22 protein-coding genes, 1 pseudogene and 1 riboswitch are annotated in these 23029 nt (G+C 72.2%); of the genes and pseudogenes, 8 read left to right on the top strand and 15 right to left on the bottom strand.

Annotated features, from left to right (window positions below; all coding sequences use genetic code 11):
• Positions 1-74 precede the first annotated feature (74 nt).
• Positions 75-1542, top strand: a pseudogene (locus tag ACI2LY_RS22735) (DNA polymerase IV).
• Here ACI2LY_RS22735 and ACI2LY_RS22730 read toward each other — a convergent pair.
• Entirely contained in the window at positions 1455-1835 is a 381-nt protein-coding gene (locus ACI2LY_RS22730; protein WP_404708744.1) for a PRC-barrel domain-containing protein, read from the bottom strand. The pseudogene ACI2LY_RS22735 and the gene ACI2LY_RS22730 sit on opposite strands and share 88 nt — an antisense overlap.
• A gap of 119 nt (positions 1836-1954) precedes the next feature.
• A riboswitch (glycine riboswitch) is annotated at positions 1955-2049 on the top strand.
• A 175-nt stretch (positions 2050-2224) separates the two neighbouring features.
• Between ACI2LY_RS22730 and gcvP the strand changes: the two genes are divergently transcribed.
• Positions 2225-5110: an aminomethyl-transferring glycine dehydrogenase gene (gene gcvP, locus ACI2LY_RS22725; protein ID WP_404708743.1), complete on the top strand. Its 2886-nt coding sequence runs from the start codon at positions 2225-2227 to the stop codon at positions 5108-5110.
• Between the two features lie 89 nt (positions 5111-5199).
• On the opposite strand, the gene ACI2LY_RS22720 is transcribed toward gcvP, so the two are convergent.
• Genes ACI2LY_RS22720 through modA form a run of 4 tightly spaced genes read right to left on the bottom strand, consistent with a single transcriptional unit; the run spans position 5200 to position 8465 of the window.
• Complete coding sequence (locus ACI2LY_RS22720; RefSeq protein ID WP_388999564.1) at positions 5200-5619, bottom strand: molybdopterin-binding protein; 420 nt, start codon at positions 5617-5619, stop codon at positions 5200-5202.
• A 28-nt stretch (positions 5620-5647) separates the two neighbouring features.
• The gene (locus ACI2LY_RS22715) at positions 5648-6733 is read right to left on the bottom strand and encodes an ABC transporter ATP-binding protein (RefSeq protein ID WP_404708742.1); all 1086 of its coding nucleotides are present in this window, start codon (positions 6731-6733) and stop codon (positions 5648-5650) included.
• A gap of 59 nt (positions 6734-6792) precedes the next feature.
• A complete protein-coding gene (gene modB, locus ACI2LY_RS22710; RefSeq protein ID WP_404708741.1) occupies positions 6793-7647 on the bottom strand; it encodes a molybdate ABC transporter permease subunit in 855 nt (284 codons plus the stop codon).
• Positions 7644-8465 (bottom strand): molybdate ABC transporter substrate-binding protein, encoded by an 822-nt coding sequence (gene modA / locus ACI2LY_RS22705; protein WP_404708740.1) that lies wholly within the window; start codon positions 8463-8465, stop codon positions 7644-7646. The genes modB and modA overlap by 4 nt, the downstream gene beginning before the upstream one ends.
• Before the next feature lie 228 nt (positions 8466-8693).
• Here modA and ACI2LY_RS22700 point away from each other — a divergent pair, with 228 nt between their 5' ends.
• The gene (locus ACI2LY_RS22700) at positions 8694-9161 is read left to right on the top strand and encodes a molybdopterin-dependent oxidoreductase (protein ID WP_404708784.1); all 468 of its coding nucleotides are present in this window, start codon (positions 8694-8696) and stop codon (positions 9159-9161) included.
• A gap of 77 nt (positions 9162-9238) precedes the next feature.
• Here ACI2LY_RS22700 and ACI2LY_RS22695 read toward each other — a convergent pair whose 3' ends face one another.
• The 5 genes from ACI2LY_RS22695 to ACI2LY_RS22675 all read right to left on the bottom strand — a co-directional run bounded on the left by ACI2LY_RS22695 (position 9239) and on the right by ACI2LY_RS22675 (position 13936).
• Positions 9239-9637 carry a molybdopterin-binding protein gene (locus ACI2LY_RS22695; protein ID WP_404708739.1) on the bottom strand — a complete coding sequence of 133 codons (399 nt, stop codon included), beginning with the start codon at positions 9635-9637 and terminating at the stop codon, positions 9239-9241.
• A 68-nt stretch (positions 9638-9705) separates the two neighbouring features.
• Entirely contained in the window at positions 9706-11658 is a 1953-nt protein-coding gene (locus ACI2LY_RS22690; RefSeq protein WP_404708738.1) for an amino acid transporter, read from the bottom strand.
• A 382-nt stretch (positions 11659-12040) separates the two neighbouring features.
• The gene (locus ACI2LY_RS22685; protein ID WP_388999545.1) at positions 12041-12571 is read right to left on the bottom strand and encodes a universal stress protein; all 531 of its coding nucleotides are present in this window, start codon (positions 12569-12571) and stop codon (positions 12041-12043) included.
• Positions 12572-12757: 186 nt separating this feature from the next.
• Entirely contained in the window at positions 12758-12958 is a 201-nt protein-coding gene (locus tag ACI2LY_RS22680; protein ID WP_030808771.1) for a DUF5999 family protein, read from the bottom strand.
• A 393-nt stretch (positions 12959-13351) separates the two neighbouring features.
• Entirely contained in the window at positions 13352-13936 is a 585-nt protein-coding gene (locus ACI2LY_RS22675; protein WP_404708737.1) for a hypothetical protein, read from the bottom strand.
• A gap of 588 nt (positions 13937-14524) precedes the next feature.
• On the opposite strand from ACI2LY_RS22675, the gene ACI2LY_RS22670 reads away from it, so the two are divergent.
• Together ACI2LY_RS22670 and ACI2LY_RS22665 are read left to right on the top strand one after the other, a co-directional pair.
• Positions 14525-16042, top strand: a complete 1518-nt coding sequence (locus tag ACI2LY_RS22670; protein WP_393915550.1) for a glutamate--cysteine ligase — start codon at positions 14525-14527, stop codon at positions 16040-16042.
• A gap of 174 nt (positions 16043-16216) precedes the next feature.
• Entirely contained in the window at positions 16217-16984 is a 768-nt protein-coding gene (locus ACI2LY_RS22665) for a CPBP family intramembrane glutamic endopeptidase (protein ID WP_404708783.1), read from the top strand.
• A gap of 1 nt (position 16985) precedes the next feature.
• Here the strand turns inward: ACI2LY_RS22665 and ACI2LY_RS22660 are convergent, their stop codons facing one another.
• The 4 genes from ACI2LY_RS22660 to ACI2LY_RS22645 all read right to left on the bottom strand — a co-directional run bounded on the left by ACI2LY_RS22660 (position 16986) and on the right by ACI2LY_RS22645 (position 20119).
• Complete coding sequence (locus tag ACI2LY_RS22660) at positions 16986-17798, bottom strand: PhzF family phenazine biosynthesis protein (protein ID WP_404708736.1); 813 nt, start codon at positions 17796-17798, stop codon at positions 16986-16988.
• Between the two features lie 74 nt (positions 17799-17872).
• Positions 17873-18703 (bottom strand): ammonia-dependent NAD(+) synthetase, encoded by an 831-nt coding sequence (gene nadE / locus ACI2LY_RS22655; protein WP_404708735.1) that lies wholly within the window; start codon positions 18701-18703, stop codon positions 17873-17875.
• A gap of 85 nt (positions 18704-18788) precedes the next feature.
• Positions 18789-19382 (bottom strand): DinB family protein, encoded by a 594-nt coding sequence (locus tag ACI2LY_RS22650; RefSeq protein WP_404708734.1) that lies wholly within the window; start codon positions 19380-19382, stop codon positions 18789-18791.
• The gene (locus tag ACI2LY_RS22645) at positions 19382-20119 is read right to left on the bottom strand and encodes a VOC family protein (RefSeq protein WP_404708733.1); all 738 of its coding nucleotides are present in this window, start codon (positions 20117-20119) and stop codon (positions 19382-19384) included. Before ACI2LY_RS22645 ends, ACI2LY_RS22650 begins: the two co-directional genes overlap by 1 nt.
• A gap of 154 nt (positions 20120-20273) precedes the next feature.
• Between ACI2LY_RS22645 and ACI2LY_RS22640 the strand changes: the two genes are divergently transcribed.
• Positions 20274-20912, top strand: a complete 639-nt coding sequence (locus ACI2LY_RS22640) for a PadR family transcriptional regulator (protein ID WP_388999525.1) — start codon at positions 20274-20276, stop codon at positions 20910-20912.
• A gap of 28 nt (positions 20913-20940) precedes the next feature.
• Here the strand turns inward: ACI2LY_RS22640 and ACI2LY_RS22635 are convergent, their stop codons facing one another.
• A complete protein-coding gene (locus tag ACI2LY_RS22635) occupies positions 20941-21138 on the bottom strand; it encodes a hypothetical protein (protein WP_401634610.1) in 198 nt (65 codons plus the stop codon).
• Between the two features lie 218 nt (positions 21139-21356).
• Here ACI2LY_RS22635 and ACI2LY_RS22630 point away from each other — a divergent pair, with 218 nt between their 5' ends.
• Together ACI2LY_RS22630 and ACI2LY_RS22625 are read left to right on the top strand one after the other, a co-directional pair.
• The gene (locus ACI2LY_RS22630; protein WP_404708732.1) at positions 21357-21908 is read left to right on the top strand and encodes a Clp protease N-terminal domain-containing protein; all 552 of its coding nucleotides are present in this window, start codon (positions 21357-21359) and stop codon (positions 21906-21908) included.
• A 72-nt stretch (positions 21909-21980) separates the two neighbouring features.
• Positions 21981-22985 carry an EamA family transporter gene (locus tag ACI2LY_RS22625; protein WP_404708731.1) on the top strand — a complete coding sequence of 335 codons (1005 nt, stop codon included), beginning with the start codon at positions 21981-21983 and terminating at the stop codon, positions 22983-22985.
• Positions 22986-23029: the final 44 nt, after the last annotated feature.

The following is a 23029-nucleotide window of genomic DNA, read 5'->3' as shown; positions in this document are numbered from 1 at the left end:
CCCGGGCCGCACCACTCGGCCTCGAGCGCCCTCGCGTGGGGTCATTGTCAGTGGTGTGGTGCAGCATCGGACATGTGAGAAACGCGCCCACCATCCTCCATCTCGACATGGACGCCTTCTACGCCTCGGTGGAGCAGGCGTCCAAGCCGAGCCTGCGGGGGAAGGCCGTCGTCGTCGGCGGGATCGGGCTGCGCGGGGTGGTGGCCACCGCCTCGTACGAGGCGCGGGCGTTCGGGGTGCACTCGGCGATGCCCACGGCGCAGGCGCGGCGGCTGGCGCCGAACGCCGCGTATCTCACGCCCCGCTTCGCGCTGTACCGCTCGATCAGCGACCAGGTGATGGCGCTGCTGCGGGAGTTGTCCCCGCTGGTGGAGCCGCTGAGCCTGGACGAGGCGTTCGTGGACCTGGAGGCCGGGGGCGCGGCCTCGGACGAGGCGTCGGCGCGGGAGGCCGGGGTGCGGCTGCGCGCCGACATCCTGGCGGTGACGGGGCTGACCGGGTCGGTGGGGCTCGCCGCCTCCAAGATGCTGGCCAAGATCGCCTCGGAGCGGGCCAAGCCCGACGGCCTGGAGCTCATCGAGCCGGGCACCGAACGGGCCCTGCTGGCCCCCATGTCCGTGCGCACCCTGCCCGGCGTCGGCCCCGCCACCGGCGACCATCTGCGGCGCGCCGGGATCACCACCGTGCTGGAGCTGTCCGAGGCGGGCGAGGACGAACTGGTCCGGCTGCTCGGCAAGGCCCATGGACACGCGCTGTACGCGATGGCGCTGGCCCGTGACGACCGGCCGGTGGTCGCCGAGCGGGAGGCCAAGTCGGTGTCGGTGGAGGACACCTACGCCGTGGACATCCACGACCGGCTGCGCATCGGCCTGGAGGTCCGTCGGCTCGCCGACCGGTGCGTGCGGCGGCTGCGCGGTGCCGGGCTGTCCGGGCGCACCATCGTGCTCAAGGTCCGGCGCTACGACTTCTCCACCCTGACCCGCTCCGAGACGCTCAGGGGGCCCACGGACGATCCGGCGGTGATCCGGGAGGCGGCCGCGCGGCTGCTGGACTCCGTGGACACCACGGGCGGGGTGCGGCTGCTCGGCGTCGGGGTGTCCGGGCTCGCCGACTACACCCAGGAGGACCTGTTCGCCCAGGCGGCGGGGGAGACGGCCGAGGAGACGCCGGAGGAGAGTGCCCCCGACTTCGGCCCGGAGAGACCCGAGCCCGCCGCGCCGGAGTGGCGGGCGGGCCAGGACGTGCGGCACCCCGAGTACGGGCACGGCTGGGTGCAGGGCAGTGGCCTGGGACGGGTCACGGTGCGCTTCGAGACACCGCTCTCCGCGCCGGGCCGGGTACGGACGCTGCGGGCCGACGACCCCGACCTGGCACCGGCCGACCCGCTGCCGCTGGTGGCCCAGGTCGAGGCGGTGGCCCGGGAGGGGGAGACGGGCGTCGGATGAGGGGAGGGCTCAGGTCTCCTCGGTGCCCGCGACCTTGCCGAAGTCGCGGTCCGGGGTCGGGGTCGGCCGGGCTGAGGTGCCCACGTCGAGACCGTAGTGGTGGTAGAGCTGGAGTTCCTGTTCGGGGGAGAGGTGGCGGCCCACGCCGAAGTCGGGGGCGTCCTTGATGAGGGCGCGCTCGAAGGGGACGCGGAGCGCGCCCTCGACCAGTTCGCTGGGCTCCAGCGGGACGAAGGCGTCGCGAGAGAAGAGGCCGGTGCGCACCGCGGCCCACTCCGGGACGCCGGTCGCGTCGTCGAGGTACACCTCGTCTATGGTGCCGATCTTGGTGCCGGCGCGGTCGAACGCCTTGCGGCCGATCAGGCTGCGCGGATCGATGTCGGTCTGCACGATCCCTCTCCCTCCACATGGTCGCAACTCATCCGTAAGCACTACAAAAGAGCAGAATCAGTCGGGCGGCCACTCGAACGCCGTGCTCCTGACCCCGCTGGTAGGCTGAACTCGGCTGTCGACCCCGTGCGGGAGAGTCCTCCGAGCAATTCGGAGGCGCCGAAGGAGCAACTCCTCCCCGGAATCTCTCAGGCCCCCGTACCGCACGGACGAGGTCACTCTGGAAAGCAGGGCGGGCGTTCATGGCTCCCGCCCTCACCGACGGTGAAAGCCGGGGTCCGCAGGTCCCCGGTGAAGCTCTCAGGTAAGAGATGACAGAGGGGGAGGCCGGTGGGCACCCGCGCCGTGGTGCCCCTCGCAGGTCGCGTCAGACCAGGAGGCCTCCGCATATGACCGCCCCTCGCATTCCGCTCGCCGAGCTCGAAGCGGGCATCCCCTTCGAGCAGCGCCACATCGGGCCCGACCAGGAGGCGCGGGCCAAGATGCTCGCGCAGGTCGGCTACGGCTCGCTCGACGAGCTGACCGCCGCCGCGGTCCCGGATGTGATCAAGAACGCCGACGCACTCGACCTGCCCGGTACCCGCACCGAGGCCGAGGTGATCGCCGAGCTGCGCGGTCTCGCCGACCGCAACCAGGTGCTCGGCTCGATGATCGGCCTGGGCTACCACGGCACCTTCACCCCGCCGGTGATCCTGCGCAACGTCATGGAGAACCCCGCCTGGTACACGGCGTACACGCCCTACCAGCCGGAGATCTCCCAGGGCCGTCTCGAAGCCCTGCTGAACTTCCAGACGATGGTCGCCGACCTCACCGGGCTGCCCACCTCCGGTGCCTCCCTGCTGGACGAGGGCACCGCCGCCGCCGAGGCCATGGCGCTGTCCCGGCGCATGGGCAAGAACAAGAAGGGCCTCTTCCTGGTCGACGCGGACACCCTGCCGCAGACCATCGCCGTCATCGAGACCCGCGCCGAGCCCGCCGGTGTCGAGGTCGTCGTCGCCGACCTCAGCGAGGGCATCCCGGCCGACCTCGCCGCCCGTGACATCACCGGCGTCCTGCTCCAGTACCCCGGCGCCTCCGGTGCCGTACGCGACCTGAAGCCGGTCATCGGGCAGGCGCACGAGCTGGGCGCCCTCGTCACGGTCGCCGCCGACCTGCTCGCGCTGACCCTGCTCACCTCGCCCGGCGAGCTGGGCGCGGACATCGCCATCGGCACCACCCAGCGCTTCGGCGTGCCCATGGGCTTCGGCGGGCCGCACGCGGGCTACATGGCCGTGCACGAGAAGTTCGCCCGCAGCCTGCCCGGACGCCTGGTCGGCGTGTCCGTCGACGCCGACGGGCACCGGGCCTACCGGCTCGCGCTCCAGACCCGCGAGCAGCACATCCGCCGCGAGAAGGCCACCAGCAACATCTGCACCGCGCAGGTGCTGCTCGCCGTGATGGCCGGGATGTACGCCGTCTACCACGGCCCCGACGGCCTGCGGACGATCGCCCGCCGCACCCACCGCTACGCCACGATCCTCGCCGAGGGCCTGCGCGCGGGCGGCGTCGAGATCGTGCACGGCGCCTACTTCGACACCCTCACCGCGCGCGTGCCCGGCAAGGCCGCCGAGGTCGTCGCCGCCGCCCGCGAGGGCGGGGTCAACCTGCGCCTCGTCGACGCCGACCACGTCTCCTTGGCCTGCGACGAGACCACCAACCGGGCCCAGCTGGAGGCCGTCTTCGCCGCCTTCGGCGCCGAGAGCGACATCGAGGCGCTCGACCAGGCGGCCGAGGACACGCTGCCCGAGGCGCTGCTGCGCACCGACGACTACCTCACCCACCCGGTCTTCCACGAGCACCGCTCCGAGACGGCCATGCTGCGCTACCTGCGCAAGCTGTCCGACCGCGACTACGCGCTCGACCGGGGCATGATCCCGCTCGGCTCCTGCACCATGAAGCTGAACGCGACCACCGAGATGGAGCCGGTCACCTGGCCCGAGTTCGGCGCGCTGCACCCCTTCGCCCCCGCCGAGCAGGCCGAGGGCTACCTCACCCTCATCCGCGAGCTGGAGGACCGGCTCGCCGAGGTCACCGGGTACGACAAGGTCTCCCTCCAGCCCAACGCCGGTTCCCAGGGCGAGCTGGCCGGACTGCTCGCCGTACGCGCCTACCACCGGGCCAACGGTGACGCGCAGCGCACCATCTGCCTCATCCCGTCCTCCGCGCACGGCACCAACGCGGCGAGCGCGGTGATGGCCGGGATGAAGGTCGTCGTCGTGAAGACCGCCGGGGACGGCGAGATCGACGTCGAGGACCTGCGCGCGAAGATCGAGCAGCACCGTGACGAGCTGTCCGTGCTGATGATCACCTACCCGTCGACGCACGGAGTCTTCGAGGAGCACGTCGCGGACATCTGCGCCCAGGTGCACGACGCGGGCGGTCAGGTGTACGTGGACGGCGCCAACCTCAACGCGCTGGTCGGGCTCGCCAAGCCCGGGCACTTCGGCGGCGACGTCTCCCACCTGAACCTGCACAAGACGTTCTGCATCCCGCACGGCGGCGGCGGTCCCGGCGTCGGCCCGGTCGCGGTCCGCACCCACCTGGCGCCGTACCTGCCCAACCACCCGATGCAGCCCGCGGCCGGTCCGGAGACGGGTGTCGGCCCGATCTCGGCGGCGCCCTGGGGCAGCGCGGGCATCCTGCCGATCTCCTGGGCGTACGTCCGGCTGATGGGCGGCGAGGGCCTCAAGCGCGCCACCCAGGTGGCCGTGCTCTCCGCCAACTACATCGCCAAGCGCCTGGAGCCGCACTTCCCGGTGCTCTACACCGGTCCCGGCGGGCTCGTCGCGCACGAGTGCATCATCGACCTGCGCCCGCTCACCAAGGCGACCGGCGTGAGCGTGGACGACGTGGCCAAGCGCCTGATCGACTACGGCTTCCACGCGCCGACCATGTCCTTCCCGGTGGCCGGCACGCTGATGATCGAGCCGACCGAGTCCGAGGACCTGGGCGAGCTGGACCGGTTCTGCGACGCGATGATCGCCATCCGCGCGGAGATCGACAAGGTCGTCTCCGGGGTCTGGCCCGCCGAGGACAACCCGCTGCACGGCGCCCCGCACACCGCGGCCGCCCTCGGTGGCGAGTGGACGCACGCGTACACCCGCGAGGAGGCCGTCTTCCCGGCCGGTGTCTCCGCGGCCGACAAGTACTGGCCGCCGGTGCGCCGTATCGACCAGGCGTTCGGCGACCGCAACCTGGTGTGCTCCTGCCCGCCGCTGGACGCTTACGAGGACTGAGCCTGTCCATGAAAGGCCCCCTGCCCAAGTCCGGGGCGGGGGGCCTTCCTCGTGTCCGCTCAGTCCGTGTCCGTTCAGTCCGTGTCCGCTCAGGCCGTGGCGAGCGAGACCTCGGTCGACTTGATCAGCGCCACCACGGAGTCGCCCTCCGACAGCTTCAGCTCGGCTGCGGACTCGTGGGTGATCGCCGACGTCACCTCGGCGCCCGGCACCGCGACCTTCACCGTGGCCATGGCGGTGCCCATGGTGATCTCGCTGATGGTGCCCGCGAGCTGGTTGCGGATCGAGATGTGGTCGACGGGCTCGGTGGCCAGGGAGACCTCCGTCGCCTTCACCAGGGCGTGCACCGGGGTGCCCTCGGCCAGCCGGAGTTCCTTGGTGGCCTCCTCGGTGATGGCCGCGGTCAGGTGCTGACCGCCGTCCAGCTGGATCTTGACGGTCGCCATGACCTCGCCGGGGTGGACCGCGGTGACGGTGCCGGGAAGCTGGTTGCGGATGCTCATGCTCATGGGGCCACACCGTAGTGGCTGAGCGGGCTTATGCCGGGTATGCGTGGGTCTGCGTCGCCTTGACGGTCGCCCAGACCGGTGCGCCCGTGTGCAGGTCCAGCTCGGCGGCGGCCGCGGTGGTGAGATCGGCGGCGAGCCGGATCTCCCCGGTCAGGTCCGCGCGGATCTGGTCGCCGTGGGTCTCCATCCCGGCGACCTCGCAGCGCCACAGATTGCGGGCGCTGGCCCCGGTCGGACGGTCCCGGAACAGGGTGACCGCGACCGGCGGGAACGCGACGAACACCGGGCCGGTCAGGTCCTCGGTGGTGGTGATCGACGGCCCGCCGTCCAGCCGTACCGCGTGCCCGTCGGCCTCGCCGCGGTAGAGGTTGAGGCCGACCAGCTGGGCGATGTAGTCGGTGCGCGGGTGGCGGGCGATCTCCGTGGGCGTGCCCTGCTGCACCACCTGGCCGTGCTCGATCACCACCAGCCGGTCCGCGAGCACCATGGCGTCCAGCGGATCGTGTGTCACCAGCACGGCGACCGCCTCGAACTCGGCCAGATGCCGCCGCAGCTGCGATCGGACCTCGAGCCGGGTACGGGCGTCCAGCGCGGCGAGCGGCTCGTCCAGCAGGAGCAGCCGGGGGTGGGTGGCCAGCGCCCGGGCCAGCGCGACCCGCTGGGCCTGACCGCCGGACAGGCGGCTGGGCTTGGCGCCCGCGTGCTCGGCCAGGCCCATGCGCTCCAGCCAGCTAGCCGCCTGCGCGCGGGCCTCGGCCTTGCCGGTGCCGCGGCAGCGCGGGCCGAACGCCACATTGTCCAGCGCGGACAGGTGCGGGAAGAGCAGATAGTCCTGGAAGACCACACCGACCGGGCGGTTCTCCGGCGCGGTGCGCTCCAGCGCGGTGCCGTCCAGCCGCAGATGGCCCTCGGAGAGCGGGACGAGACCCGCGAGGGCGCGCAGCGCGGTGGTCTTGCCCGCGCCGTTCGGACCGAGCAGCGCGACCACGTCACCGGGGGCCGCGCGCAGGGTCACGTCCAGCCGGAAGTTCCCCCGGTCGACCACCAGGTGGGCGTCGAGACCCTGTTCGTCCGCCGCCTTCAGCAGGGCGGGGGGCGCGTCGATGTCGGTCATGGGGCGGTCGTCCTCCGTGGGCGCCGGGGTGCTCGGTGTCTTCCATCCTCGCGGCACCGTCACGCTCCCGTCATCCACCGGTCCCGCAGACCCGCCAGCACCGCGATGGACACGGCCAGCAGGATCAGGCTGAGGGCGATGGCGGCCTCCGGGTCGTTCTGGAGGGCGAGGTAGACCGCGAGCGGCATGGTCTGGGTGCGGCCGGGGAAGTTGCCCGCGAAGGTGATCGTGGCCCCGAACTCGCCGAGCGCGCGGGCCCAGGCCAGTACGGCGCCCGCCGCGATGCCGGGGGCGATCAGCGGCAGGGTGACCCGGCGGAACGCGGTGAACCGGGACGCGCCGAGCGTGGTGGCCGCCTCCTCGTAGCGCGGGTCGGCGGCTCGCAGGGTGCCCTCGACGCTGATGACGAGGAACGGCATGGCGACGAACGCCTCCGCGATGACCACCCCGGCGGTGGTGAACGGCAGGGTGATGCCGAACCAGGCGTCCAGCGACTTGCCGACGATGCCGTTGCGGCCGAGGGCCAGCAGCAGCGCGACACCGCCGACGACCGGCGGCAGCACCAGCGGCAGCGTCACCAGGGCCCGCACCAGACCCCGGCCGGGGAACTCCGTACGGGCCAGCAGCCAGGCCAGCGGTACGCCGAGGACCAGGGCGACGGCGGTGGCGGCGGTGGCGCTGATCAGGGAGAGCTGGAGCGCCTGCCACACCTCGGTGCTGGCCAGCTGGGACGGCAGGCTGCGCCAGGGGGCGCGCACCAGCAGGGCGAGCAGCGGCACCAGCAGGAAGGCCATGGCCAGCAGGCCCGGTACCAGTAGGGGCAGCGGCACGCCGCGGCGGGCGGTGCGGACACGCGGGCGCCGCGACCCGCCCCTGCTGGGACGGGCCGCGGCGGGCTGCTTCAGGTCGGTCACGGCTTGAGGAAGCCGGCCTGGGTCAGCACCTTCTGGCCGTCGGGGGACTTGACCAGCGCGATGAAGGCGGCGGCCGTGTCGGCGTTCTTCGAGTTCTTCAGCGGGGCGATCGGGTAGTCGTTGATCGCGTCCTTGGACTCGGGGAAGTCCACGCCCTGGACCTTGCCCGCGGCGGACTTCACGTCGGTCTTGTAGACCAGGGACGCGTCGGCCTCCTTCAGCTCCACCTTGTTCAGGGCGGCCTTGACGTCCTGCTCGTAGGAGACCGGGGTGACCTTGATGCCGCTGGCGTCGAGCACCTTCTGCGCGGCCGCGCCGCACGGCACGGTCTTGTCGCAGAGCACGACCTTGAGCTTCGGGTCGGTGAGGTCCTTCAGCGAGGCGACCTTGTCGGGGTTGCCCGGCTCGGTGGCGATCTCCAGCTGGTTGCGGGCGAAGGTGACCGGAGCCGCCGTGTTGCCCTGCTTGTCGGTGACGATCTTCATCGTCTTGGGGCTGGCGGCGGCGAACACGTCCGCCGGGGCGCCGCTGGTGATGCTGGCGGCGAGGGTGTCACTGCCGCCGAAGTTGAACGCGACCTTGGTGCCGGGGTGCTGCTGCTCGAACTGCTTGCCCAGGGCCGTGAAGCTCTCCTTGAGGGAGGCGGCCGCGAACACGGTGACCGTGCCGGACAGCTTCGGGGAGGCGGAGTCGGAGCTGTCGGCCTTGGCGGGCGTGGTCCCGTCGGAGTTGGAGCAGGCGCTGAGGGCCAGCAGGGCGGCGACTCCCACACCGGCCAGCGGCAGCATCCGGCGGGTCCGGCGTGCGGAACGGGTCATCACGGTTTTCTACTCCTCGTCTCGGTGGAACAGCGGTCGCGCCCTTCCAAGGGGCCGGAGATCGGCCACGGGGCCGATGATACTGCCGCATTTGCCAGACGTAAGTCATCTGTCACGTTGCATGAGCTGCGAAGTTGTTATCTGGAGCTGGCATATGCGTTTGTCCGGAGGTGTCCGGGGGGTAGCAATCCAGGGGAGGTGGTCGCGGTGACGCTCGCTCAGTTGGCCATGACCGGCGATCTGGCCCGGCCTGCTCGGCTCACCGTTCCTGACCTGCGGGAATGGCCTCAGTTCTGGGCGGACGTCAGCTTCGAGTGCGCCACCAGCGGCACCCAGCGGCATCGGTTCTCCGGGCCGCGGCTATATCACGTACTGACCGACGCGGGGCCCGGATTCGACCCGGTGCGCCGCAAGGACCGGCTGAGATTCCTGATTTCCGTGACCGGTACCGACGGGCACCGGGCGGTGCTGAGCTGGGCCGAGATCGACCCCGATTTCGCGGACGCCCCCGTATTGCTGGCGGTCACGATGGACGGGACGCCGCTGGACGTGGCCGGGCCCCAGTTGGTGCTGCCGCAGGACCGCTGCGGGGCCCGGCACATCAGCGGGATCACCGGCATCCTGGTCGACGGGGGCTATCACTTCGGTGCCGTGGCGCCGCTCCCCGCGGACCGGCCGGCGCTCGCGGCAGGCTGACGCGGGCGGTGCTCCGGCCCGCGTCAGGTCAGTGTCCGGCCCACGTCCGGCCCGCACCAGGCCCGCGTCCGGGCCGCTCAGAAGCGGTCGATGTGCACGTTGGTGGACTTCACGCGGGCGGTGGCCTCCATGCCGACCTCCAGACCGAGTTCGTCGACCGCCTCGCGGGTGAGCAGGGAGACCAGCCGGTGCGGGCCCGCCTGGATCTCCACCTGGGCGGCCACGTCACCGAGCTTGATGGCGGTGACGATGCCGGGGAACGCGTTGCGCACCGAGGTGAAGGGGGTCTCCTCCTCGGCCGTCCCGCCCGCCTGGGCCAGCTCGACGGAGAACGCGGCGAGATCCTGACCCGCGATCAGGCGCCGCCCCGACTCGTCGCGGTGGGTGGCCATCCGCCCGGCGTCGGCCCAGCGGCGGGCGGTGTCGGGGCTCACGCCGAGGAGCCGGGCTGCCTGGCCGATCGTGTAGGACTGCATGCTGGTCACCATAAAACGAGAGGTCGGCGGGCGTGCGCCCGGGCGGGACGCGGGAGCGTCCGGACGGCTCAACCCGTGTGCACCCGGGGGCGGCGGGCCCGGTCCGGCTCCGCCTCGCGCAGCACCTCGCGGGTGACCGGAGCGACCTCGCCCTGCCCGAAGAGGAAGAACCGCAGGAAGTTGGCGAACGGGCTGCCCTCGGTCCACTCGAAGAAGATGTGCGGGGTACGTCCGGTCATGTCCCGCACATGGAGCAGCAGGGCGGCGAGGGCGTTGGGGATGGAGGAGGACTCCACGGTCAGCACTCGGTAGCGGTTGTGCAGGACCTCGCCGCGCACGGTCAGACAGGTCTCGAACTCCGAGGGGTCGGCCACCGTGACCTCGACGAAGACGAAGTCCTCCTGCTCGGGCATGTCGTTGTCGGTACGGATCTGCTCGATCTTGTCGCGGTACTCGGCCCGGTCGCGGTTGTCGGGCTCGTTGGCGATGAAGCGGATCTTCCGGCTGGCCATGTCCCGGACGAACCGTTCCGCCATCGGGTCCATCGCCACGCTGGTCACGCGCAGCTCGAAGGAGCGGGCCAGCCGGGACAGCAGGGAGACCAGCATGATGCCCGCGATGAAGCAGGCGCCGATCTTCACGCCGTCCGGGCGCTCGATGACGTTGGCGACGGTCGTGTACAGGAAGACGGCGGAGATGACGCCGAAGCCGATGGTCCAGCCGCGCTGTCCGGCCTTGCGGGCGGCGATGGTCACCGCGATGGCGGCCGAGCTGATGAGCACCAGCACACCGGTGGCGTAGGCGCCGCCCTGCTTGTCCACGTTGGCGTCGAAGAGCCAGGTGACGAGGAAGGCGATCAGGATGAAGACGATGACCATCGGGCGTACCGCGCGGGCCCAGTGCGGGGCCATGCCGTACCGGGGGAGGTAGCGGGGCATCAGGTTGAGCAGCCCGGCCATGGCGGAGGCACCGGCGAACCACAGGATGGCGATGGTCGAGGCGTCGTAGACCGTGCCGAAGGTGTTGCCCAGGTACTCGTGCGCGAGGAAGGCGAGGGCGCGGCCGTTGGCCTGGCCGCCGGGCTTGAACTCGTCCGCCGGGATGAGCAGCGTGGTGATGAAGCTGGTGGTGATGAGGAAGCAGCTCATGATGACGGCGGCGGTGGTGAGCAGCTTCTTGGTGTCCCGGATGCGGCCCGCCGGGCGCTCCTCGGTGTCGCCCGCGTCGCCCTGGACGTGGGGCATCACGGCGACGCCGGTCTCGAAGCCGGACAGGCCGAGGGCGAGCTTCGGGAAGACGATCAGGGCGACGCCGATCATCACGAAGATGTTGCCGTGCTCGGTGGTCAGGGCGCTGGTCCAGTCGGTCACCACGTGCTCGGCGGTCAGCACGTGCCACAGGCCGCTGATCACCACGACGACGTTGAGCCCGAGGTAGACGCCGACCAGGGCGACCGCGACGCCCATGGCCTCCAGGAAGCCCTTGAGGAACACCGCGCCGAGCAGCGCCACCAGGATCAGGGTGATCAGCATCTGGTGGCCGCCCAGCGTGCTGGTCAGATGCGGGTTCTCCACCAGGTGGGTGGAGGCGTCGGCGGCCGAGAGGGTGATGGTGATCAGGAAGTCGGTGGCCGCGAAGCCCAGCAGGGTCAGGACGAACAGCTTGCCCTTCCAGAAGGACAGCAGCCGCTCCAGCATGGCGATGGAGCCCTGCCCGTGCGGGCTCTCCTGCGCCACCCGCCGGTACACCGGGAGGGCGCCCGCCAGGGTGACGATCACCAGCACGATGGTCGCCAGCGGGGAGAGCAGGCCCGCCGCCAGCGCCGCGATGCCCGGCTGGTAGCCGAGGGTGGAGAAGTAGTCGACGCCCGTCAGGCACATCACCCGCCACCAGCGCTGGCCCCGGTGCGGGGGCTCCGGCTCGGCGTGCGGCCCGGTCAGGCCACCTCGCTTGCCCATGTCGGAGAGCCCCTGAAGCATCCAGGCGCGCAGGCGACTGGGAGGGTGCTCGGTCGTGGCCATCGGCGTGCTCCAGGTGGTGCGGCTCGGCTGCCTGCGGTCACTGTCTGCGGTCGCGCGGACAGCCGGACCAGCGTATGCGGAGAGTGACGCCGTCCCCATGGATTCCGGACCGGGAGGGCGTCAATCCTGCGTTAAGAATGGGCCGACGGGGGGCTGCTGACGCACCGGAAAGCGAAGGCCCGGAGCCTGCGCGGACGGATGGGCGGGGTGCGGGCGGCGCCGGGGGAGAGGTGTTCTGGGCTCCGGGAGCGGACACCGAGCGTCATCTCGGACAAGATCCTTGGGGCGTCGCGTGCACCCTGTCCATGCTGCCTCGGGCGGGGGCGCTCCGCAGCCCAGCGCGTGGCGGGTCGGAGGCCGGACGGGTCAGAGGCCGGGCGGGTCAGAGGCCGCGGATGTCCATGCGCCAGTGCCAGGCGTTGCGGCGGCGCACGGCGGACAGCTCGGACTCCAGCGGCGAGGGCGGCACCGCGAGCACCGGGCAGCCCGCGTGGGCGAGGCACTGCCGGGAGACCCGGCCGGAGAAGGCCCGGCGCAGGCCGCGGCGGCCCGTGCCGACCACCAGCAGGTCGTCCTCGCGGTCCGCGACCGCCAGCAGTGCCCGGCCCGGCGTGCCGCGCACGATCACGGCGTGCAGGGGGATGCCGGGGCCCTCCTGGCCGAAGAGGTCGTCGAGCAGGGAGGTCAGCCGGTGTTCCGCCATCCGCTGCCATTCCTCGGTCAGCGGGTCGGCGACGACGGAGCGCCGGCCGGTCGGATCACCGCCGGGCGGCGTCCAGGCCAGTACCGGCCACAGCTCGGCGGCCAGGCGGCGGGCCAGCGCGGCGGCCCGGCGCAGGACCGTGACGCTGCCCAGCGAACCGCTCACACCGACGACCACTCGTGCGGCCAAGGGGGCGTTGTATCCGGGCATGACGTCACGCTCCTCGGGGGACGGACCGCTCGCGCGTCCTGCTTCCATCCCACTCCCGTCCGGCCGATTCGACCAGCCGACGGCCCGTCCACCCGCCCCGGACGCGCGTCGGGGCCGGTGCGCACCGTGTGTGCGTCCGGCCCCTCGGGTCGTCGGGCGGTCTCGGCGGACCGCCTCGGGCGCTGCTCAGGCGGCGGTCATGAGCGCGCCGAGCGGGCGGTGGGGGGCGATGACCCGGCCGTCGGGCAGCAGCTCACCGGTGTCCTCGAAGAGCAGAACGCCGTTGCACAGCAGACTCCACCCCTGTTCCGGGTGGTGCGCCACGAGACGGGCCGACTCGCGGTCGGCGGACTCGGCTGGCGGGCAGGTCGGTTGATGCTGGCACATGGGCGGGATCTCTCGCTTTGTCGTGGTCATGTCCGTCCCCCGTGGTGAAACATCGGTCGGAATCCAGTGTTGCCCGCTGGGCGTCGTTCCGCAGGGATTTCGCAGCACCGCTCCTTACTCGTTCATGACGCGTCACCCGCGCGGACGGTTCAATCCAACCCCACTGTCCCTTTGGGTGGTTCGGCGTGACCGGAAAGGGCTAGTCCACTCGGCGGAGTGCCGCCTATTCGCTCGTAGGAGCGGGCAATTACTCGCACGAGCGAAATGTGTGGGGCTCACGGAAATGCGCGTGCCCGGAGCGGAATTCGGCGTACCCGGAGAAAAATCCGGCGAACCCGCAGAAAAGGCCGTACCCCGCTTCCGCGCCGGGAAGCGGGGTACGCGGGGGGTCGGTCAGGCGGGTGAGCCGAGAAGGGGCACGGGAGTCGCACGATGGGTCAGCACGGGCAGCAACTCCGAGACCCGGTGCGGCCGGTGGGCCCGGATGCCGGGCGGCGCCGGGGCGAGCGGCACCAGCAGGTCGGTGGCGGCGGGGTGCCCCTCGGCCGGGTCGGCCGTGGGATCGCCGTGCAGCCACAGGGTGAGCATGTACAGCCCCGGCACCGACAGCAGGCGCGGCTGGAAGGGCTGCAGCACGGCCTCGGCCTGCTGCAGCGCCCGCTCGGTGGACGGGATGTAGGGGCCCTCGAAGAAGTGCGAGAAGGCCCAGCCGTCCGGGGTGAGCACGGTGTCGGCCGCCGCGACCGGGCGGTCGCCGGCCCGGATGACGAACCGCCAGCCCGTCAGCCGCGTCGCGGACAGGCCCTCGGGGGTGATGTGGTCCAACACGTGCAGGGCGAGCGGGAGTTCGGGCGTGACCGGACCCTGCGCGGCACGCAGGGTGGGGGTGCGCGCCTCACGGACCGCGGTGGGGGAACCGAGGGCCGTGAGGACGGAGTGCAGTGCGGGCGCGGGCGCGGGGGGCACGTGCAGCGGCATGGTGGGTCGCCTCTCGTTCGACAGGCGCGGCGGCGCGATGGCGGTGGGGCGTGCGGGGCGGACGGCACTGTCTGCTCACAGGTGGAGGGCCGGGGGCGGCGGGGGCCCGGAGCGGACGCGAGTGCGACGGAGAGCCGGCGGCCGTCACCCGACGGCCGGAATACGGCGGAAACGCGTCAGAAACCGGTACCGAGGCACCATCCTTCGGCCCTGTCCGCGAAGTTTATACGACACGTGTTCACCCGTTGTTTCGGCTATCCGATTCCGATGCTCCGGGCAAGGCGATATCCGGTCGCGGATACGCGCTGAACATCCCGATTTCCCGGCCGCCGGACTCCGCTGACCTCGCCGTACACCGCTCGCGCGGTCGGCCGATTGTCGTCGGCGTTTTTCACGAGGCGATCAGGGCACCCGAAGATGCGTGATGCGGCATGCCTCGTGAATGTGCCGCAGGACACTTCCGTCAGAATAATGGGCGGCGAGGCCGGATGCGGCGTTATCGATCGCTTCCGCTGGGCATCATCCCAACCGATCCGGGAGCCCCGGCGGCCGGACCCTCGGGCCGCCCATCCGAGGAGGGACACTTCCATGGGGGAGAAGGTCGTGGCAGGCCCGTTCGACCTGTCCGATCGCCAGCGCTACCGCGAAAAGCTCCAGAAGTGCCTGGCGGGACTGGAGCGGCTGCTGGCCGAGAAACGGTTCGACCGTCCCAAGAACCTGATGGGACTGGAGATCGAATTGAATCTCGCCGGCCCCGACGGTATGCCGAAAATGCTGAACGGCCAGGTACTGGAGCGCATCGCCAGCCGCGATTTCCAGACCGAACTGGCCATGTTCAATCTGGAGGTCAACATAGCGCCGCACCGGCTGGGCGACCGGGTATTCGACCGGCTCGCGGAGGAGTTGCGCACCTCCCTCGCCTACGCCGACCGCAAGGCGGGCGAGGTGGACGCCGGAATCGTGATGACCGGCATCCTGCCCACGCTGGGCCGGGACGACCTGGTCTCGTCCAACCTCTCCGAGGTGGACCGCTACGCCCTGCTCAACGACCAGATCGTCGCCGCGCGCGGTGAGGACTTCCGGCTCGACATCGAGGGCGTGGAGCATCTGCGCTGCACCTCCCGCTCCATCGTCCCCGAGGCGGCCTGCACCTCCGTGCAGCTCCATCTCCAGGTGACGCCCGACCGGTTCGCCGACGTGTGGAACGCGGCGCAGGCGGCCTCGGCCGCGCAGATCGCGGTCGGCGCCAACTCGCCCTTCCTGTTCGGACACGAGCTGTGGCGCGAGTCCCGGCCGCCGCTCTTCCTCCAGGCCACCGACACCCGCCCGCCCGAACTCCAGGCGCAGGGTGTGCGGCCGCGCACCTGGTTCGGCGAGCGCTGGATCACCGGCGCCCACGACCTGTTCGAGGAGAACCTGCGCTACTTCCCGCCCCTGCTGCCGATCTGCGACGACGAGGAGCCGCTCGAGGTCCTCGACGCGGGCGGCGTGCCCAAGCTGGCCGAACTCGTCCTGCACAACGGCACGGTGTACCGCTGGAACCGCCCGGTCTACGACATCGCCGACGGCGTGCCCCACCTCCGGGTGGAGAACCGGGTACTGCCCGCCGGACCCACCGTCACCGACGTGATCGCCAACGCCGCCTTCTACTACGGCCTGGTGCGCGCGTTCGCCGAGGAGAGCCGCCCGGTGTGGACCCGGCTGCCCTTCGAGGCCGCCGAGGCCAACTTCGACGCGGCCTGCCGGTACGGCATCGACGCCCGCTTCACCTGGCCCCGGCGCGGCCGCTACGGCGGCACGGCCGAGGTCGACGCGGTCACCCTGGTCCGCGACGAGCTGCTCCCGCTCGCCGCGGCGGGACTGGACGCGTGGGGGATCGAGGCCGCAGACCGGGACTTCTATCTCGGGGTCATCGAGGAGCGTTGCCGCAAGCGGGTCAACGGCGCTTCCTGGCAGGCGGCCACCTTCCACCGCGCGCTGGAGAAGGGCCACGGCCGGGAGGAGGCGCTGGCCGCGACGACGCGCCGGTACGCCGAGCTGATGCACGCCGGGGAACCGGTGCACACCTGGCCGGTGGGGCTGCCGGAGCCGGTGCCGCTGGGGTAGCTGTGATCCGTACGCGGGCGGGTGTTCCGTCCGCGTACGGCCGTGCCGTGGGACACCCGGTGCGCGGGCCCGCCCTGTCCTTCTGCGATCCTTTGCGGGACGACAGGCGTGCGGGGGCAGGTGGGCCGCCCGGCGCCCGGAACGCGGGTGGAGGCGGAACCGGTGGCCGAGTCCATGGCATGGCAGCAGCCCTCCCGGCGGACGCTGCGGGACGAGACGCTGATCGTGCTGGCGCTCTCGCTCGGGGCGAGCGGGGTGTCCGCGCTCATCAGCTTCATCGGCTCGGTCACCAAGCCGGGCGGGCTCAAGGACCAGGCGGCCACGCTCAACGCCTCGGCCGCGCCCGGCCGTCCCTGGCTCGACCTGGCCTGGCAGCTCTTCGGGATCGCGTCCGCGCTGGTGCCGGTGGCGCTGGTCGCGTATCTGCTGTGCCGGGAGGGCGAGAGCCTGCGCGTGATCGGCTTCGACCGGGGGCGGCCCTGGACGGACCTGGCGCGGGGCGCCGCCGTCGCGGCCGTGATCGGCAGTACCGGCATCGCCTTCTACCTGGCCGCGCGCGGGCTCGGCTTCAACCTCACCGTGGTGCCCGAGGCCCTGCCCGACGTGTGGTGGAAGTACCCCGTGCTGGTGCTGTCCGCGGTGCAGAACGCGGTACTCGAAGAGGTCATCGTCGTCGGGTATCTGCTGCGCAGGCTCGGCCAGTTGGGCTGGACTCCGGGGACCGCGCTGGTGGCCAGCGCGGTCCTGCGGGGCTCGTACCACCTCTACCAGGGCATCGGCGGCTTCATCGGCAACATGGTGATGGGCGTGGTGTTCGTCTGGCTGTACCGGCGGTGGGGGCGGGTCGGGCCGCTGGTCGTCGCCCACTCGCTGCTGGACATCGGTGCCTTCGTCGGATACGCCCTGCTGGCGGGCAAGGTGGGGTGGCTGCCGACTCCCTGAGCTAGGCCAGGAGTTCGCCGTCGATGACGGTGACCGCGCGGCCCCGGAGCAGGGTGCGCTCGCCGCGCAGACCGGTGCGGATCACGCCGCTGCGGCGGGACGCCTGGAGGCCCGTGAGATCGTCCCGGCCCAGGCGCGCGGACCAGTAGGGGGCGAGCGCCGTGTGGGCGCTGCCGGTGACCGGGTCCTCGTCGATGCCGACGTTCGGGAAGAAGCAGCGGGAGACGAAGTCGCTGCCCAGCGTGGGGTCTTCGGCGCGGGCCGTCACGATCACACCCCGGCTGGAGCAGCCGGTGAGGGCCCGGTGGTCGGGGGTCAGCTCCAGCACGGTCTTCTCATCGGCCAGTTCCACCAGCAGGTCCCCTACGTCGGGTCCGGTGTCGAAAGCGGACACCGGTCGCGCCCCCAGCGCCTCGGCGAGCCCCGCCGGGACCTCGACCTCGGTGAGCGGTGCGGTGGGGAAGTCCAGGGTGATCTCCCCTTCCTCGCCCGGCGTGGCGACGACGACACCGCTGCGGGTGGCGAACCGTACCGGGCCCTCGTGGGCGCCGGTGGCGTACAGGACGTGCGCGGTGGCGAGGGTGGCGTGCCCGCACATCGCCACCTCGGTGACGGGGGTGAACCAACGCAGCGCCCAGTCGGCCTCCCCGCCCTCGGGCAGCCGGTGGGTGAAGGCCGTCTCGGAGTGGTTGACCTCGGCGGCCACCCGCTGGAGCCAGTCGTCGTCCGGGAACGGGTCGTCCAGGAGCAGGACTCCGGCGGGGTTGCCGGTGAAGGGGAGGTCGGCGAAGGCGTCGACGATTCGGATGCGCATGCGCAGACCCTAGGGGGTCCGACGGCCGTGCGGCCAAGGCCAGTTGGGGACGGGTGGCCTTGGCCGGGCGGGGCTCAGGGAGCCAGCGGCAGTTGGCGCTTGTGCTCGGTGCGGTGGTAGCGGTCGACGATGGTGGTGAAGGCGGGCTCCGCGACCGGCTTGCCCTCCAGGAGGTCGTCGATGTCGTCGTACGTGACGCCGAGGGCCGTCTCGTCGGCCTTGCCGGGGTCCAGGGTCTCCAGGTCGGCGGTGGGGGTCTTCCAGACCAGCTCGGCGGGGGCGCCGAGGGCGTCGGCCAGGGCGCGGACGCGGCGCTTGGTGAGGCCGGTGAGCGGGACGACGTCGGCCGCGCCGTCGCCGAACTTGGTGAAGAAGCCGGAGACCGCCTCCGCCGCGTGGTCGGTGCCGACGACCAGGCCGTCGTGCGCGCCCGCCACCGCGTACTGGGCGATCATGCGCTGGCGGGCCTTGATGTTGCCGTGCAGGAAGTCCTTGTGCCGCGCGTCGCGGAAGACGGTGCCGCCCGCCGCGACCGCGTCCAGCGCGGCGTCGCTCGCGGGGCGGATGTCGACGGTCAGGGTCCGGTCGGGGCGGATGAACGCGAGCGCCCGCTGGGCGTCGGCCTCGTCGGCCTGGACGCCGTACGGCAGCCGCATCGCGTAGAACGTGGCCTCGTGCCCGGCCGCGCGGGCCCGCTCGACCGCGAGCTGGCACAACCGTCCCGTGGTCGTCGAGTCCACGCCGCCGCTGATCCCGAGCACCAGCGAGCGCAGGCCGGTGGAGGTCAGCCGCTCGGCGAGGAAGGCGATCCGGCGCTCGATCTCCTGCTCCACGTCGAAGGACTCGGGCACCTGGAGATCCCGGGCGATCTCCTTCTGCTGCGACGTGGCGGCCAGGTCGGTCATGCTCGTTCCTCACACTTCGGCGGCGGCCCTCACCTGCGGGCCGGTGCCATTCTGGCAAACGCCGGGCGGGCCGGTGCGCGACGGGTCACGCGTCCCGCGCGGCGCGCTCCACCCGGGCCCGGTGCTCCGCCCACCAGGCGGGGTCGTCCGACGGCATGCTGGTGGCGCCCCGGTCCATCCCGGTCGCGCCGTCCACCAGCTCCCGGACGATGTCGGCGTGCCCGGCGTGCCGCTGGGTGTCGGCGAGGACGCGTACGACGGCGTGGTGCAGGGTTACCTCGTCCTGGCCGCTCGGCCACCACGGCACCCGGCCCACGGTGTCCAGCGGGAGTGCCTCGATCGTCGCGTCCGCGTGGGCCCAGGCACGGCGGTAGAGCCCCACGATGTCCGCGCGCGACTCCTCGGCGGTGGCCCACATGTCCGCGTTGGCCTCGGCGTCCTCCGTCAGCCAGGGCAGCGGCTCGCCCGACGGCCGCCCGAAGGTGTCCCCGAGGTAGCCCAGCTCGACCCCGGCCGCGTGCTTGACCAGCCCGAGGAGGTTGGTGCCGGTCGGGGTGAGCGGACGACGGGCGTCGTACTCCGCGAGGCCGTCGAGCTTCCACAGCAGGGCTTCGCGGGCGGACCGGAGGTAGCGGAGCAGGTCGGCCTTGGGGCCGTTCGCCGGGTCCTCGGTCGCCATTACAGCGGCACCAGGACGCAGAACTCGTTGCCCTCCGGGTCCATGAGGACCGTCCAGGAGACGTCGCCCTGGCCGAAGTCGAGGTCGGTGGCGCCGAGGGCGCGCAGCCTGTCCGCCTCGGCCGCCTGGTCGTCGCCGGGGTAGGGGCGGATGTCGAAGTGGACGCGGTTCAGGCCGGTCTTCGCGTCCGGGGTGCGGATGAACTCGAGGTAGGGGCCGACGTCCTTGGCGGAGCGGAGCCGCGCGAGGTCGTCGGTGACCTCGTGCACGGTCCAGTCCATGGCCTCGCCCCAGAAGCGGGCCATGGCGCGCGGGTCCGCGCAGTCCACGACCACCGCGGCGACCGGGCCGGTGTCCCGGTACAGCTCCCGGGGCTCCAGTACGCAGAACTCGTTGCCCTCGGGGTCGGCGAGCACGGTCCAGGGCACGTCGCCCTGGCCGATGTCGACGGGCGTGGCGCCCAACTCCCGCAGCCGGGACACCAGTTCGGCCTGGTGGGCCTCGGAGGTGGTGGCGAGGTCGAGGTGGAGGCGGTTCTTCACCGTCTTCGGGACCGGCACGGTGAGGACGTCGATGCAGACGGCCTCGGGGGAGGGGTACGTGACGCCCTCGGGCTCGACATTTGTCTCGTCCGGTGTGTCCCCGGTGACCTTCCAGCCGAGGGCCTCCGCCCAGAACCGCCCGAGCGCGGACTTGTCGCGGGCCTTGATCGAGATCTGCACCAGACGCGTCGTCATGCGGCCGATCGTATGTCCGCGTGGTGAGGGGCGGGCAACCGGATTTCTTCGCGGCAGGGGCTTGTCGGTGAGTGTGTCAGCGATATATCGTCGACGTGTCGCGTAAGGAACGCGATGGGATGTGATCGATCGACGACAGGATGGAGTGATCGTGATGCACGGTCATGGATTCGCACGCGGCCCCTGGGCGCACGGTCCCGGTAGGCCCGGTCCGGGTGGGTTCGAGGGGGAGCGGGGTGCGTTCGGGCCCTTCGGGCCGGGCGGTCCCGGGTTCGGCGGGCCGATGTTCGGCGGGCCCGGCTTCGGTGGCCCCGGTTTCGGGCGGGGCCACGGGCGCGGAGGGCCGCGGGGGCGGGCGCGGCGCGGTGACGTACGGGCCTCGATCCTGGCGCTGCTCAAGGACCGGCCCATGCACGGCTACGAGATGATCCAGGAGATCGCCGAGCGCAGCGGCGGCGCGTGGAAGCCGAGCCCCGGCTCGGTCTATCCGACGCTGCAGCTGCTGGAGGACGAGGGTCTGATCGCCAGCGAGAGCGAGGGCGGCAAGAAGCTGTTCGACCTCACCGAAAGCGGCCGCACCGCCGCCGAGGAGGGCCCGGAGGCCCCCTGGGAGGAGGCTTCGCGTGGTGTCGACTGGGAGGCGCTCGGTGAGATCCGGCAGGCCGGGGCCGGTCTGATGGAAGCCTTCGGCCAGGTGTGGAAGACCGGCACCAAGGAGCAGCGGGACAAGGCGCTGGCCGTCCTCAACGACGCCCGCAAGAAGCTGTACCTCATCCTCGCCGACGAGGACTGAGACGACGAGGACTGACGAGGGCTGAGGCTCAGGCGCGCGACGGCGGGGCGCAGGCCGACGGCACGCGGCGTATCACCGCCGCGTCGAACAGGTCCCACGCCCGCGGGAAGGGGCCCTCGTCGTGGCAGTGCCAGGCGTCCCAGAACAGGTCGGCGGGCAGTGCGTCCGACGGGGCGTACACCCGGTACACGTACTGCTTTCCGTCGACCGCGGGCAGGCCGACCAGCCAGCACGGACATCCTTCCTCCACTTCGTGTGAGACGTGTGAGGGCGCCGTGTGGTTGCCTCGGGGCGCACGGCGGACCGGGCGCGCCCCCGAGGCGGACGGACCCGGCCTCATCCGTGAGGAGGAGGCGCCGGACGCGGGTCTCCACTCTGCGTGGGACGCGCGAATGGTTCCCCTCGCGGATGTGAGGGGGCCGCCGTGGCTGATGAGGTGGGACCGTGGAACCCCGTACAGCCGGCCGGGCCGTCCCCGACGAGGGCGGCGCAGGCGCACAGGACGACACCGGTCCCGACGCGACGCTCGCGGCGGTCGTCGCCGGTGCCCGCCGCCGCGCCGTGCGGGACGGCGACCGTCAGATCGACACCGCCCATCTGCTGCACTCACTCCTCGACACGGACCCCGAGGCCCGCGCCGCCATCGGCCCCCAACTGGTCCGGCTGCTCGGCTATCTGGTGCAGCGCAGCATCGGCTACGGACTCGGCTGGCAGCGCGTGGCGGAGGGCGGCGGCACCCCGGGCGCCGTAGCGAGACCGGTGCGGGGCGACGGCACCTTCGAGGGGCCCGAGCGCTGGTCGACCCTCGCGGCCGAGGCCATGCGGGACGCCCGGCGCCGCGCCGCCCGCCGGGGCGAACTCCACGCCACCGGCCTCGATCTGCTCGCCGCCCTGGTGGCCGACCCGCGCTCCCGCGCCGTCGAGGTGCTGGAGCACGCCGGAATCCCGGCGGGTGTCCTGGCCGCCCGGAGAGCACCGCGCGCCACGGGCCGCTGAGACACGCCCCCGCGTCCACTCCGCGAGACAGGTGTCAACGGGGGTGACGCTCATGTCATCGCCTGTCATCATGTGCGCGTGCGCACCTCCGGAAACAGTGGAAGCGGCCACGGCCGAGGCGCCGGGCTGACCCTCGCGCTGGTCTCGGCCCTGGCCTTCGGCGGGTCGGGAGTCGCGGCCAAGCCCCTGATCGAAGCGGGCCTGGACCCGCTGCACGTCGTCTGGCTCCGGGTGACCGGCGCCGCCCTGGTGATGCTGCCCCTGGCCGTACGGCACCGCGCGCTGCTCCGGCAACGTCCCGCGCTGCTCGTCGGGTTCGGGCTGCTCGCGGTCGCCGGAGTGCAGGCGTGCTACTTCGCCGCGCTCTCCCGCATCCCGGTCGGCGTCGCGCTGCTGGTGGAGTACCTGGCCCCGGCGCTGGTGCTCGGCTGGGTGCGGTTCGTGCAGCGGCGGCCGGTGACCCGGGCGGCCGCGCTCGGTGTGGTCCTCGCGGTCGGCGGGCTCGCCTGTGTGGTGGAGGTGTGGTCCGGGCTGCGCTTCGACGCGCTCGGGCTGCTGCTCGCCCTCGGCGCCGCCTGCTGCCAGGTCGGCTACTTCGTGCTGTCCGACCAGGGCGGCGACGCGGGGGAGTCGGCACCCGACCCGCTGGGTGTGATCGCGTACGGGCTGCTGGTCGGTGCCGCCGTGCTCACCGTCGTCGCCCGGCCCTGGACCATGGACCGGTCCGTGCTGACCGGCACCGCGCACCTCGACGGCACCCCGGTGCCCGCCCTCGCGCTGCTCGGCTGGATCGTGCTCGTCGCCACGGTCGTCGCCTACGTCACCGGCGTGCTGTCGGTACGGCGGCTGTCGCCGCAGGTCGCGGGGGTCGTCGCGTGTCTGGAAGCGGTCATCGCCACCGTGCTGGCCTGGGTGCTGCTCGGCGAGCATCTGTCGCTGCCGCAGGTGGCCGGGGGCGCGGTCGTCCTCGTCGGCGCCTTCATCGCCCAGTCCTCGGCCCCCGCCAAGGGGCTTCCGGAACCGGTCGCGGAGGGCGGCGCGGAAAGGGAGTTGTCGGCGCGGGGCACCGCTGCCTAGGGTGTCGATCATGTACGCGCACGCACTCGTCCTTCCGCCCCCGG

It is taken from the genome of Streptomyces sp. NPDC002176, from assembly GCF_044903645.1.
Taxonomy (GTDB): Bacteria; Actinomycetota; Actinomycetes; order Streptomycetales; family Streptomycetaceae; genus Streptomyces.
This window is presented reverse-complemented; position numbering and strand designations above follow the sequence as displayed.